The 15382-nt window shown below is 54.1% G+C and carries 7 protein-coding genes; all 7 read left to right on the top strand.

From position 1 onward, the window contains the following. The first annotated feature begins 12 nt into the window (after positions 1-12). Entirely contained in the window at positions 13-1563 is a 1551-nt protein-coding gene (locus tag EYY67_RS18160) for an alpha-amylase family glycosyl hydrolase (RefSeq protein WP_131694090.1), read from the top strand. Beyond that, positions 1550-2611 carry a glycoside hydrolase family 130 protein gene (locus EYY67_RS18155; RefSeq protein WP_119823011.1) on the top strand — a complete coding sequence of 354 codons (1062 nt, stop codon included), beginning with the start codon at positions 1550-1552 and terminating at the stop codon, positions 2609-2611. Before EYY67_RS18160 ends, EYY67_RS18155 begins: the two co-directional genes overlap by 14 nt. Positions 2612-2915: 304 nt before the next feature. Further along, positions 2916-4523, top strand: a complete 1608-nt coding sequence (locus EYY67_RS18150; RefSeq protein WP_242675612.1) for a ShlB/FhaC/HecB family hemolysin secretion/activation protein — start codon at positions 2916-2918, stop codon at positions 4521-4523. A 12-nt stretch (positions 4524-4535) separates the two neighbouring features. Next, positions 4536-13667 carry a hemagglutinin repeat-containing protein gene (locus EYY67_RS18145; RefSeq protein ID WP_131694057.1) on the top strand — a complete coding sequence of 3044 codons (9132 nt, stop codon included), beginning with the start codon at positions 4536-4538 and terminating at the stop codon, positions 13665-13667. Positions 13668-13670: 3 nt separating this feature from the next. Then, a complete protein-coding gene (locus EYY67_RS18140) occupies positions 13671-13931 on the top strand; it encodes a hypothetical protein (protein ID WP_113878393.1) in 261 nt (86 codons plus the stop codon). Positions 13932-14008: 77 nt separating this feature from the next. Further along, positions 14009-15115 carry a polymorphic toxin type 25 domain-containing protein gene (locus EYY67_RS18135; RefSeq protein WP_131694056.1) on the top strand — a complete coding sequence of 369 codons (1107 nt, stop codon included), beginning with the start codon at positions 14009-14011 and terminating at the stop codon, positions 15113-15115. A 2-nt stretch (positions 15116-15117) separates the two neighbouring features. Then, positions 15118-15382: hypothetical protein (locus EYY67_RS24610; RefSeq protein WP_207391096.1), on the top strand; the 265-nt coding region annotated here is incomplete at its 3' end.

Below are 15382 nucleotides of genomic sequence, written 5' to 3'. Positions count from 1 at the left end.
AGGATGCGAATGATGAACTGTCAGAAAACATGGCCTGAACGGGTCTTTTATCAGGTGTACCTGCCCTCTTTCTGCGACGGGAATGACGACGGTCTGGGGGATTTTAAGGGGCTGATTTCGAAACTGGATTATCTGGCCGGGCTGGGCATTGGCGGTATCTGGATCACGCCGTTTTATCCTTCGCCGCTGGTGGATAACGGCTATGACATCAGCGATCACTGCGCGGTAGATCCGCGTTTTGGCACGCTGGACACTTTCGATGCCCTGATCGCCGCGTGCCATGCGCGCGATATTCTGGTGGTGACAGACGTCGTGATTAACCACGTTTCAGACCAGCATCCGTGGTTTCAGCAGGCCCTTGACCAACCCGACAGCCCGTATCGTGATTTTTTCTTCTTTCGTCAGGAAATCAACAACTGGACGTCCTTTTTCGGCGGTCCGGCATGGTCTCTGACACCGGATGGCACGACGCATTATTACCATAAATTTTCCCCGCAGCAGGTGTGCCTGAACTGGTCGAATCCGGCCGTCGAACAGGAAACGAAAAAGATTTTCGATTTCTGGATTGCCCGCGGCGTGGACGGCTTCCGTTTTGACGTCATTAATTTTCTGACCACCGACGGCATTGGCGACGATCACCCGCCAGCCGAAGCAGGCGCTGAGCCGCCGCATGAGAAAGACATCAATCAGCCCGGCGTGCTGGAAGTGGTGAAACGGTTATGCCGGCACATCCGTTCACAAGGCGATTTCTTACTGATTGGCGAAGTCGGCAGTGAATCGCTGCCTCTGCTGGTGCCTTATCAGGACAAGGAACGGCTGGACGTGGTGTTCAATTTTAATCTGGGCAGTCAGAAAACGTTCGACATTGCAGCCATTTTCGCCGAAATGCAGGCAATGGAAGCCACTATGTCAGGTTTACCGACCCTGTTTTTCTCCAGTCACGATATGTCCCGCATGATCAGCCGCTTTGGTGAATCGCCCCGTGACACCGGCCGCGCGGTAGCCGTGTTTGCGCTGCAAATGACAGCGCGGGGTCTGCCTTTTATTTTTCAGGGAGAAGAAATCGGCATGACCGATTTTATTCCTGAGAATGTGCAGCAGATGCGGGATGTTCAGGGCATCACCCACTATCACAACGCCATTTCACAAGGCATGAACGATAAGCAAGCACTCACTTATGCATTGCCATTTTGCCGTGATGCCTCGCGTTCGCTGATCCCCTGGGCACCGGCCGGTGAAGGAACGGAACCGCTGAGTGTTGAAAATGAGAGTAAGTGCTCACAATCAATATTGTCGCGGTATAAGCAGCTGATCCACATCAGAAATAGCCATCCGGCCCTTCAGCAGGGCAGTTATCCGTACCTCACCTTGTTTCAGCAATGCCTGATATTCCGCCGCCAGCTCGGCGGGGAATGTCTGGAAGTGATGATCAATTTCGGTCCCCCTGTCGTCAACGTAGGTTACGGCGATGGCAACACTGTCTTATTCGGCGCGGACACACCGGTGCTGAACAAAAATCACATTCTTATCAAAAAGGTACGCCATGAAAATGCACAGAAGTGAGAAAAACCCGCTGTTAACGCCTGCCGACGTGACGCCTTCCCAGCCGGGCTGGAAAGTGGAGTGCGTCTTTAATGCCGGCGTGTGCTCGTATCAGGGGGAAACCCTGCTGCTGTTGCGCGTGGCAGAAAGCGTGAAATCCGCAGAGGAAAATTGTCTGGAGGTGCCACTGTTATTGCCGGTGAATGGCGGCTGGCAGGCAGGGACCAAACGGTTTCAGCGCGATGACCCGACGTATGATTTCAGCGATCCACGCATGATTGTGCTGAAAGCCGATCCGTCACAGGTGTTTCTTACCTCCATGTCGCACCTGCGGTTAGCCCGCAGCCAGAACGGTGAAGATTTCGTGGTGGATGACCAGCCGTTCCTGACGGCAGATACGCAATACGAGCAGTTTGGCTGCGAAGATCCGCGTATCACCCTGATCGACGGTATTTACTACATCAATTATTCTGCGATTTCACCGTACGGGATTTCCACCGCGCTGGCGACCACCACCGATTTTGTCACCGTGACCAAACAGGGCGTCATTTTCTGCCCGGATAACCGCGATGTCTGCTTCTTCCCGGAGAAAATTCAGGGCCGCTATCTGGCGCTGACCCGTCCTTCGCCTAAGCATTTTGGCAAACCCGATATCTGGATTTGTGAATCGCCGGACATGCTGCACTGGGGCAACCATCAGCATTTGCTGGGCAGTGCCTCCGGCGAATGGGATGCGCTGAAACTCGGCGGCGGTGCACCGTTAATCCGCACACCGCGCGGCTGGCTGCAAATTTATCATGGCGTGGATAAAGACCAGCGCTATTGTCTGGGGGCGATGCTGCTCGACCTGAATAATCCCTTCAACATCCTCGCCAAATCCGCCGAACCGCTGTTACAGCCGGAAGCGATTTACGAGAGAGAAGGATTTTTCGGCAACGTGGTCTTTACCTGCGGCGCGCTGGTGGAACAGGACGTGCTGAAGATTTACTACGGCGCGGCCGATGAATGTATCGCGCTGGCGACGATGCCGCTCGACGCATTATGGGCGCATCTCGGACTGGCGGAGTGAGTGCAGCAATTAACTTATTTCGGCAATTCCGCCTCCCGGTATTGCCGTCACCCACCTATAACAGAATCGGATAATTTACAGATAAAAATCATTCATTAACTCACCAACACGGAGGTGAATTAAGTTTATTTCATTATTAATATAATTATAGTATTTGATTTATTTATGAGTCCATAACATCATATTGGAAATCATGTCAAAATATTACTTTTAAATTATTCATGGAATGAATTTTGTGTTGTGTAAACATTATATTTTTAAATGCTTATTATCTATTGTTGTCTCCGGGGTCGCCCTGTCTGCAATGGCTGCGCCCCTGAGCCCGGCTGACCGGGGCCTGATCCGTCAGGAACAACAAGATATTTTAAGGCAGAGCCAGCAACAACGTGATGATCTTCAACGTAGTTTCTCTCCCCGCCCCGTCGACGACTCTCATTCAGAAAAAGATAATGGCCCTTGCTTTAACATTCATAAAATATATATAAATAACACAACACTGCTATCAGATAAAAAACAACACGAGATCACGCAATATCATCTTAACCAATGTGTTGGGATGAACAGCATCGCAGAAATAACCCGTCAAATCTCTGACTGGTATATTCATCAGGGATATATAACCAGCCGCGCATTTATCTCTGAGCAAGATTTATCTCAGGGGGAATTACATATTTCGGTGCTGGAGGGACGTCTTGAGAAAATCACCCTCGAAGGCGGTTCATCTTCGCAGCTCACCATGGCTTTTCCGGGGCTGGAAGGCGGCATTCTTAACCTGCGTGACATCGAACAGGGTATGGAGCAAATCAACCGGTTGCGCAATGAGCCGGTGCAAATAGACATTCTTCCGGGCAAGGAATCAGGCTATTCCATTGTTAATCTCACCGCCACACCGGAGTTCCCCCTCAGTTTCTCACTTAACTTTGATAACAGCGGGCAGAAAAGTACCGGTACAGGGCAATTTGGTGGCTCACTGACAGCCAATAATGTGCTGGGTATTGCGGATAAATGGTTCATCAGCGGCGGGCGCAGCAGCGACGGGGCTACCTCGCATGACGCACAAAATGTTCAGGCCGGGCTGAGCATTCCCTACGGTTATAACCTGTTTGATTACAGCTATAGCTGGAGCAACTACCTCAGCACGATTGACAACAATGGCTTTGGCTGGGCATCGACCGGTGACAGCATCAGCCACCGTTTTACCGCCTCACGTGTGTTATTCCGCGATGGTGATATCAAAACCGGTGCCTCCGTCGGGCTGACACATCAAATCAGCAATAACTACCTCAATGACGTGCTGCTCGACAGCAGCAGCCGCAAACTTTCCAGCCTGCTGTTTGGCCTGAACCACACGCAAAAAATCTTCGGCGGTGTCGCAACGTTAAACCCGACATTCAGCCACGGCGTGTCCTGGCTCGGTGCGGAAGACGACAGCGGTAAACATGACGATATGCCGAAAGCGGGTTTTAAAAAATGGAACCTGAATGGCAGCTTCCAGTTGCCCGTCGCGAACCATTTAGGATGGCTGACCAGCTTCTACGGTCAGTGGTCGCCGGACCGCCTGTACGGCAGCGAACGCCTGACCCTCGGCGGCGAAAGCTCGGTACGCGGCTTCAAAGAACAATATCTCTCCGGCGATAAAGGCGGTTACTGGCGTAACGAGCTGAACTACACACTGTTCACGCTACCGCTTATCGGCCAGGTCAGCAGCGTGGTTGCCCTCGACGGCGGCTGGCTGCAAAAAGATCCCAAAGACCCCTGGGCTTCCGGCACGTTGTGGGGCGCCGCCGCCGGACTTTCCGCGGCAAATCGTTATTACTCCAGCCAGCTGACCGTCGGCACACCGGTGAAATATCCCGACTGGCTCGCGCCTGATCATCTCACTATTTATTACCGCATCGCGTTTGTTATTTAAGGGAAAACGATTATGGATAATCATCAAAAACCAACGTGTTTTGCGCAAAACCTGTTGAGTTACCTGATCTGCGGCTTGCTGGCAGGACAACCGGTTTTCCCGGCGTTTGCCGCACCGACCCCGGCGAATGCTGCCACCGGCATCGATAAAGCCGGAAACGGTGTGCCGGTGGTGAATATCGCCACCCCTAACGGGGCGGGAATTTCCCATAACCAGTTTCAGAATTACAACGTCGGCAAAGAGGGGCTGATCCTCAACAATGCCACCGGTCAGCTAAACCAGACACAGTTAGGCGGGCTGATTCAGAACAACACGAATCTGAAAGCAGGCCATGAAGCGCGCGGCATCATTAATGAAGTAACGGGCGCGAACCGCTCACAACTGAACGGCTACACCGAAGTGGCCGGAAAAGCGGCAAACGTGATGGTCGCCAACCCTTACGGCATTACCTGTAACGGCTGCGGATTTATCAACACGCCGAATGTCACGCTCACCACCGGTAAACCGGTATTCGATGCCAGTGGCAACGTGCAATCCCTTGAGGTGAAAAAAGGGGCCATCACCCTTGAAGGCCAGGGGCTGAATGCCAGTCAGACGGATGCGCTGTCAATCATCTCGCGGGCGACCGAAGTGAACGCTGAAATTCATGCTAATGCGCTGAACGTTATCGCGGGCGCTAACCGTGTGGATAAAAAGGGCCGTGTGACCGCGATAAAAGGTGAAGGCGCGGCACCGGTCGTGGCGGTGGATACCGGTGCGCTCGGCGGCATGTACGCCAATCGTATTCATCTGGTGTCCAGTGATAAAGGCGTGGGCGTCAACCTCGGCAATCTGGATGCCCGTCAGGGCGATATCACTCTGGAGGCTAACGGCAAACTCACGGTAAAAAACAGCCTTGCCCGTGGCAGTCTGAATGCCAAAGGGGAAAGCGTGACGCTGAGCGGGGAACATAAAGCCAGTGGCAATATGACTGTCAGCGGGCACGACATGACTCTCAGCAACGGGACCTTTGCCAGCGATAACAATATTGTCCTGAACAGCGAGGGCAAACTGGCCATCAATAACACCCGTTTAACCACCGGAAACAACCTCAGTCTCACCGCGCAGGATTTCACGCAGGACAGCCGAAGCAGCGTCAATACGGCCCGTGATATCTCCGCGCGCGTCACAGGAACCGCGACCAATCAGGGCCAGCTGATAGCCGGTCACAGCGCTGCCATCAGCAGCGGTTCCCTGTCCAACAGCGGTAAAATCGCCGCCAAAAGCACCACTTCGATCACCGCCACAAAAACCCTGAGCAACGCAGCGGGAGGAGAAATCCTCTCAGATGAGGCGCTGGTCGTGTCTGCGGAAGATACCCGGCAGAGCGGAACGTTGTCCGGCAAAAAATCACTGGCGATAAGCGGACGCTCACTGACCGCGACGAAAGGGTCACTGTCGACCAGTCTGGGCGATGTTTCCCTGAAAACCCATGAGGCAAATCTGGGTGGCGACGTTATTGCTCATGGTGACCTTGCCGTGCAGGCAGAGAGTCTGACCAGCCAGCGCGATGCCCGGCTTCAGTCCGATGGGTCAATGACGCTGACAGCGACGGATGCGACGCTTTACGGGACGCAGGCGGCACAGGACGCCCTGACGCTTACGGCACAAAGTCTGGTTCACGGCGGCGTAACCACAGCGGCGAACCTGACAGTCAGCAGCGGACAATTTAATAACCTGAGTGAAGGCTTGTTTTTAAGTCAGGGGTCTCTGGACGTCAGCGCAAACGCCCTTCTCAACACCGGGCAGATCATGGGGGATAACCTGTCTCTGACGTCAAAAACCCTCAGTAACGAGGGCCTGTGGCAAGGAACCTCTGCGCTGACTCTGACGGCGGAGGAATTGCGCACGGGTAACACCAGCCGCACGCTGACCGCAGGCGATCTGACCCTGAATGCGGGTTTACTCAATACGGCAGGTACGTTGCAGGGGCAACATGTTGTTATCTCTGCCCGCGACTGGATGCACAGCGGTTCCCTGCTGGGAACCGGCGATGTGGATGTCTCGCTCGCCCGTACACTGGATAACAGCGGCGACATTTTAAGCGAGGGCAACACCACCCTGACCGCGCAAAGCATCACGAACCGTGGCTCGCTGCTGAGCAATACAGACCTCACCCTGACGGGCGATATGCTGGATAACCGTGGCGCGTTGCAGGGCAATAATCTGCTGATGAATCTGATCTCCGTCGCGAACTCCGGCACGGCGGTTGGCTTGCAATTGTTGCAGCTTGCCGGACATGAACTCCTTAATGACGGGCAGTTATTGAGTGGCGGCGCGTTAGCGATCCGCAGCGAAAACATCACCAATAACGGCATCTGGCAGGGACAGAACATTGTGCTGGATGCGCACCAGCTGGTGAACCGGGGCACATTGCAGAGCGCCGATGCGCTGACGCTAAAACTGACCGGTGACCTGACCTCCGCTGCCGGCAGCAAAATTATCGCCAATGGCAACGCGGCGTTGCAGGCGCTAAACCTGACCAACGACGGCCAGTGGCTCGCCAGTAATCTGGTGATTCACGGCGCGTCGCTGAATAACAATGGCGACATCAGCGGCGTCAACGGGCTGGTTGTGGCACTGACCGGCGCATTTACCCAGCAGCAGGACAAAACGCTGTTAACGGGCGGAACTCTGGAGCTGAGCGCGGAGACCGTCAATAATGCCGGGCAAATTCAGGGGGCCGATATTGCGCTGACAAGCCATGCTGTCGGCAACAGCGGGCGTATTCAGGCGAACGCTGACCTCACCCTGAGCGGCAATCTGACCAACCGCGCGACGGGTAGCGTGCTGAGTCAGAACACCCTGAACCTCGCCATGGCAAAGCTTGAGAATGACGGTTTGATTCAGGGTGGCGGGACAACAAAGATTGATGCCTCAGCATCCGCCCGCAACGACGGCAGAATACTTTCCGGCGGCGAACTCACGCTTCACACGGCGAAGCTGACCAACAACAACTGGCTACAGGCCACGTCCCTGCTGCTGAATGCCAATTCCCTTGATAACACGGGAACCCTGTTTGGCACCTCGAATCTGACGATTCATGCTGACCAGATTGAACACCGAACCACTGGCAAACTTTACAGCGGCGGCAATCTTCTGCTGACCAGCGGCGTTTTTGATCAGCTTGGTCAGGTGGTCGCGCTGGGTAATTTGACCCTGAAACTCACCGCTGCCTTCACCGCTAAAAATGTGCTGGCAGCAGGTAACGTGCTGGATATCACCAGCAATGGCGCGATAACGAATCAGAGCGTGATGCAAGGTCAGGCAGTGAATCTGACGGCCGGAGCGGCGCTCACCAATGACGGGCAAATCACCACCGGCAGCGGCGCCAGCACCCTTTCCGCTGACAGTATGGCGATGAACGCCTCCGGCACCTTACAGGCCGGTGGCGACGTGACACTGAACAGCCGTGGCAATATTACGGTGGACGGTTTTGTCGGCACCGCAGGCTCACTGACCCTGAATGCCGCCAGCAGCATTCTCAATACCGCCCTGCTCTATGCAGGCAACAATATGTATCTGCTGGCCAACAGCATCCGCAATAACCACGGCGATATTCTGGCCGGTGACAGCCTGTGGATGCAGCGTGATATGGCGGGCCATGCCAACGCCGAGGTGGTGAATACTTCCGGGAATATCGAGACGGTAAATGGCGATATTACGGTGAAAACCGGGCATTTACTGAATGAGCGGGAAAAACTGGAAGTGACAAGCTCTGGCGAAGAGGATCTTACTCAGCAGTATGATTGGCTGACAACAACTGAAGCCTATATTCCTCTGGATATGCTTACAGAGAGCGACTATGGGTATATTTATGGAGAGTCGTGCTCCGGAGGCGGTAGCCCCGGGCATGGTGCTTCACCAACCTGCCACGACTACGCTGTGGCCGCGCCTTACATCAATACGCCTGACAGAGAATTTGCAGTTTCACGTTATTCCGTCACCGTGGATAGCAAAGGTGCAGCCGGACGGATTTCATCCGGCCGCAATATGCTATTAGCAGCCGATTCTCTGGAGAATATTGCCAGTATTGTGCTGGCGAATGGAAATATTAACTTATCCGGAACAACGCTGAGAAATGAGTCATATATTTCAGGTAGTCGCACCCGCTATCAGACTTATGAAATTTTCACTCCAACAAGCTATGCAGAAACGGATTTTTTAGATCCTTCCGTGGATTTCAGAGGAGGCTCTCTTCATTTTGTTGCAAACGGTGAAAACAGAACTGAAAACAATGACTCGACACTCTACCGTTCCGTCATTCAGGCGGGGGGGAATGTCATTGCCAATTTCACCCGCAACATCAGTAACACCACGACCACGGCAAATGCCGGGAGCACCAGCAACACCCTCACGGTTCCGACCCTCGACACGCTTAGCCAGCCTGATGGCGCTCAGCAGCAAGATCTCGCCAACACAGATAGCGCGGATATCACTTCGCCGCAGTGGTACGACAGCCTCACCGATGCAGTGGCGAACATCACCGGTGGTGGCAGCTTGTATCCGCTGCCGTCGGGGAATAACGGCTATTTCGTGCCTGCAACCGACGCGAACAGCCCGTATCTGATCACCACTAACCCGAAACTTGATGGTCTGGGCCAGTTGGATCAAAGCCTGTTTGGTGAACTGTATTCTCTGACCGGAATGCAGCCGGGGAGCGCACCGCGTGAAACCAACAGCGCGTACACCGACCAGAATCAATTCCTCGGTTCGGCGTACTTCCTCGACAGACTCAACCTGCACCCGGAATACGATTACCGCTTCCTTGGGGATGCGGCCTTCGACACGCGCTACGTCAGCAACGTGATGCTCAACCAGACCGGTAACCGTTACATCAACGGCCTGGGTTCCGATCTGGAACAGATGCAATACCTGATGGACAACGCAGCAGGTGCGCAGCAGTCGCTTGGATTAGCGTTCGGCGTGGCGCTGACGGCGGAACAAATCGCCGCGCTCGACAGCAGTATTTTGTGGTGGGAATCGGCCACCATCAACGGTCAGACGGTGATGGTGCCGAAAGTGTACCTGTCACCCAAAGACGTAACGGTGAATAACGGCAGTGTGATTTCCGGCAACAACGTTCAGCTTACGGGCGGCAACATCACCAATAGCGGCAGCAGCATCAATGCCAGCAACAACTTGATCCTCGACAGCCAGAACAGCATCAGCAACCTGAATGCCGGTCTGATGCAGGCAGGCGGTGGTCTGCAGCTTAGCGCCCTGGGCGATATCAATAACATCGGCTCCACCATCAGCGGCAAAACCGTCCAGCTCGAAAGCGTGGGCGGCAGCATCAATAACATCACGCAAACCGAACAATGGCAGGCAGGCGGAACGGGCAGACGCGGCGAGTCTGTCAGTTTCAGCGAGACTCAAAGCGGCCCGATGGCGGGGATCATCGCGCAGGACGACATGATCCTGAAGGCCGGACAGGACATCAACATCACCGGTTCGAATGTGGCAGCAGGAGACGATCTGCTGATGCTGGCAGACGGCAATATTCATGTCACGGCCAACACAATGACCGACAGCGAAAGCCAGTCTGGCTTCCGGCGTAAAGACGCCACACACAGTGAATCGGTGACGTCTGAAGGCAGCAGCATCACCGCCGGAGGCAGTCTGGGTATGCAGGCGGGGAATGATGTGACCATTGAAGCCAGCCAGATTAATGCCGGTGAAAACGCGGTCCTGATTGCCGGCAACGACCTGAACCTGAACGCAGCGGGAACGCGTGAAAACAGCCGCCAGGGCAAAAGTGAAACCCACAGCACGGATGTCGCAACCACGACGATCACCAGCGGTAACGATCTGACACTGGTCGCCGGGCAGGACATCAACAGCCATGCCGCAGGGCTGGCCGCAGAAGGCGATGTGGCGATGCAGGCTGGTCGCGATGTGAATCTGATGGCGGAAGAAATCACCGACGGCAACAGCTACAAAGCGAAGAAAAAAGTCGAAATCAATGAATCGGTACGCCAGCAAAGCACCGAAATCATCAGCTCCGGCAACACCACGATTGTCGCCGGACGCGACGTTAACAGCGCAGCGGCGCAGGTGATTGCCAGCGGCGATATCAGCATCGGCGCAGGCCGTGATATCAATCTCGACACCGCGACAGAGAGCGATTACCACTTCAAAGAAGAAACCAAAACCAAAAAAGGGTTCATGAAAAAAACCACCACGCACACGGTGGAGGAAGACAGTGCAACCCGCGAGGCAGGCACGCTGCTCAGCGGCGATAACGTGACTCTCGTCGCCGGAAATGATCTGCGGGTGAAAGGCTCTGCGGTGGTGGGCGACGGCAATGTCAGCCTGAATGCGGGCAACAATATCGACATCGTGGCGGCGACCAACACCGATTCAACCTACCGTCTCGAAGAGAAGAAAAAGAGCGGCATGTTCAGCGGCGGCGGCATTGGCGTCACCATCGGCACCAGTAAATCACGCTATGAAATGAACGATGAAGGCACCACCCAGAGCGAAAGCTTCAGCACCGTCGGTTCGACGGGCGGAAACGTCAGTATTAACGCCGGCGGTCAGGCGCATATCGGTGGCGCAGATATTATCGCCGGAAAGGATTTAAGCATTCGTGGCGACAGCGTACTGATTGAACCGGGCCGCGATGCGCGCACTCACGATGAATCGTTCGAGCAGGAACAGAGCGGGCTGACGATTGCCCTTTCGGGTGCGGCAGGCAGTGCCGTAAACAGCGCAGTCACAACGGCGCAGTCGGTGAGTGACGAAAGTGACGACCGGCTCGCCGCGCTGAAAATCGCTCAGGCCGTGATGAACGGCGCATCAACCGGTCAGGCGATGGAACTGGCGCAGGCCACCACCGGCGATGCTTCCACCGCCTTCGGCATCAGCGCCTCGCTGGGGACACAGTCATCCAAATCCGAGACCCACAGCGGACAAAATACGGCCACGGGCAGCACGCTGACGGCGGGCGATAACCTGTCGATAATCGCCACGGGCGGCGATATCACGGTCATCGGCAGCCAGATTAAAGCCGGGCTGGACGTGGCGCTGAACGCCGCAGACGACATCAACCTGATTTCCTCACAGAACACGCAGTGGCTGGACGGAGAAAACAGCAGCAGCGGCGGCGCGATAGGAATGGGCATCGGCATGGGCAAGGACGGTGCCGGGATAAACATCTCCGCCAGCGGTAACGCCTCCAGAGGCAGCGAGTCTGGCAACGGCACGCAGCATAACGAAACCACAATCGATGCGGGCAACCGTATCAGCATCAACAGCGGCGACGACACCACGATTGCCGGTGCGCAGGTCAGCGGCAACAGCGTGGTGGCGGATATCGGCGGCAACCTGACCATCAGCAGCCTGCAGGACAGCGACTATTACGACAGCAGCCAGAAGAGCATCAGCGGCGGTGCCAGCTTCTCCTTCGGCACCATGACCGGCTCCGGCAGCATCAGTGCCAGTCACGACGGCATGGACAGCGACTATAACTCGGTGGTTGAGCAGTCCGGTATTTATGCCGGTGACGGCGGCTTTGATATCACGGTAGGCGGGCATACCCAGCTCGATGGCGCGGTGATTGCCAGCACAGGTTCGGCTGATAAAAACAGCCTCGATACCGGCACGCTGGGCTTCAGCGACATCGGCAATAAAGCGGAATACAGCACCGAACATCAGGGCGCAGGTATCAGCACCGGTGGCAGTATTGCAGAGAACTTTATCGGCAATATGGCGAATGGCGTACTGGTCGGCGCAGGCGGTGAAGGTGAGGCATCAGGCACCACGAAAGCGGCCATCAGTGAAGGCAACATCACCATCCGCGATACCGAAAACCAGCAGCAGGACGTGGCAGATTTAAGCCGCGACGTGGAACATGCCAACGGCAGCATCAGCCCTATCTTTGATAAAGAGAAAGAGCAGAAGCGGCTGGAAATCGCGCAGGCGCTGGGCGACGTGGGCAGTCAGGCGGCAGATATTGCACGGACGGCTGGCGAGATTAAAGGGCTGGAAGCCGCGAAAGCCGCACATCCTGAGCTGAGCGGCAAAGCTCTGCTGGAGACTAAAGAATACAAAGACACCCAGAAACAGTACGGCACCGGCAGCGACATCCAGCAAGGTATCAGCGCAGCCACTATGGCACTTCAGGGGCTGGCAGGCGGTGATATGGCAGCGGCACTGGCAGGCGGCGCCGCACCGTATCTGGCAGAGCAAATTAAGAAACAGGTCGGCGAAGATAACGTTGCCGCCAATGCCATCGCCCACGCCATTGTCGGCGGTGTGATCGCAGAGCTACAGGGACGTGATGCCGCAGCCGGAGCGGCAGGTGCCGCCACCGGTGAGCTCATCGCCCAGGTGCTTTATCCGGGCGTAAAACGCGAAGATCTGGATGAAACGCAGAAGCAGAAAATCGTGGCGTTGAGTACGCTGGCCGCGGGTCTGGCGGGTGGAATTGCAGGTGATGATACGGCGGGTATTATTGCTGGGGCACAGGGTGGGAAGAATGCGACGGAATACAATCACTTTAATCTGCCCTCAGGGATGATGGATTATATTGATACAGCAGGCTCGTGGAATCAGTTTGCGGTAGATAATAATCTCTCGCCCGAACAGATACAGGCCGGGCTGGATAAAATAGCGAAAGGAGATTTGCCGGAAGGAGCGAATATCACCAAAGCGATAGTCGAAGGTTATCAGGATGGCGTATTTATGGCCGGTGCTTTTTACCTTGGTCCGACAATAGCCATAGGAAAAGGCATTACCGGGGCGGTGATTGGTGGCGGTGCTAACTCTGCATTCCAGTATATGAATATGGCACCGGGCAGTGAGTTCAGTTATTACAGTGCAGCGGTTGCGGCAGGAGCGGGCTATCTTGCTCCGGGTTATAAAATCGGTGGCAACACGCTTATTAATATGGGTGGCGCATTTATGACGGATGGACCGAGCTTGTCTGGTCAGGGTGGAGCCATTGCAGGCTCTGTGTTCGGTGGGGGTTTTGGGAAGTATGCGCCTGATTTGATTGCACCGTATGCGGGTAATGCTTCTGGTTTTATTGGGGATATTGGTGGTGCATTTACTTTCGAGTATTTCAATAAAAAAATGAAAGATAGTATGGAGAAGGAATAACTAATGAAGAAGAAACCATCATTTTTTATTCTCGTTCTAACCATAGCTTATTGTTGGCTATGCTTCTTTTGTTTGGGCCTTGTGATTGATGTTGTTGTAATGCTGATTAATATGAAAGGATTTGATTTCAGCATTACAGGATTTATATATTTAGCCAAAATGAGCGGGGTAGCGGGTTTTGCGGCAGGGTTAGGGTCATGGATATTTGCTAAAATAGACGAATACAACGCCCGAAAAAAGCCTCCAACCGATCCTGATAAATAATCTCATTAAGTCACCGATCCCGGCTTTTAAAGGAGAAAGAGCAGAAGCGGCTGGAAATCGCGCAGGCGCTGGGGGACGTGGGCAGTCAGGCAATGGATATTGCACGGACGGCTGGCGAGATTAAAGGGCTGGAAGCCTCGAAAGCCGCGCATCCTGAGCTGAGCGGTAAAGCGCTGCTGGAGACAAAAGAGTACAAAGACACCCAGAAACAGTACGGCACCGGCAGTGACATCCAGCAAGGTATCAGCGCAGCGACGATGGCACTTCAGGGGCTGGCGGGCGGCGATATGGCAGCCGCACTGGCAGGCGGTGCGGCACCGTATCTGGCGGAGCAAATCAAGAAGCAGGTCGGCGAAGATAACGTTGCCGCCAATGCCATCGCCCACGCCATTGTCGGCGGTGTCATCGCAGAGCTTCAGGGACGTGACGCCGCAGCGGGTGCCGCAGGCGCGGCCACCGGTGAGCTCATCGCCCAGGTGCTTTATCCGGGTGTGAAACGCGAAGATCTGGATGAAACGCAGAAGCAGAAAATCGTGGCGCTGAGTACGCTGGCCGCGGGTCTGGCGGGTGGAATTGCGGGTGATGATACGGCGGGTATTATTGCCGGTGCGCAGGGTGGGAAGAATGCGGTTGAGAATAACAATCTTAATCTGCCTTCAGGGATGATGGGTTATGGTCAGGCGGCAGCTTCCTGGAATCAGTATGCTGTAGATAATAATCTGACGGCAGAACAGACACAGGCTGGGCTGGATAGTATTGCTATAGGAGAAGGGCCATCTTGGGGGGTAACTTATAAGGTTAAACCTTATGCTAAAACTGATGCTGCTGGAGGTTTAGGACATGCTGGATTTGCCGAAGCAACTATTGATCCAAACCAATTTTCAATTAACGGTGGAATGACATCGGCTCTTGGTGTGAAAGGAAGTGCAACCGTTGGTTTAACATTTGGACCATATTTTTCTGGTGCATTAGGATCACCTGATAAAAGCTACTCTTTCGATCTAGGATTGGGTTATGGCACGGTTGGCATATCAGCAGGGAAAGATGGGATTGGACTATCATTTGGTATTGGACCATCTTTGGGATGGGCTGGGGTTTCAAAAAATACCCCATTAGGAGACGTGGACATGAATGGTTCCGCAGGCTCAGAAATATATAATTATAATTTTGAAGGGAGAAAGTAATAATGTTATATATCGTTTTTACCTTAATGACTTTCAGCTTAATAATTTTCATTACATGCTTCATTATTTTTTGCCGCTATAGAAACATTCCTTTTGGGGATGCAATGGCTCCTTTGCGATTTTTTGATTATTGTTTTTTTGAAAACAAAAACACCTCCAATTGCTCGATGGCTTCACTTTTATTTGTTTATGTATTTGGAGCCTTCCTTGGTTTTATAAAAATGGATGAAAGCAGTCTTGTTATTTCATATGTGATTAGTGTACTTT

This window comes from Rahnella victoriana (genome assembly GCF_004330295.1).
Taxonomy (GTDB): domain Bacteria; phylum Pseudomonadota; class Gammaproteobacteria; order Enterobacterales; family Enterobacteriaceae; genus Rahnella; species Rahnella victoriana.
Note: the sequence above shows the minus strand (reverse complement) of the source record. Positions and strands in the feature narration are given on the sequence as shown.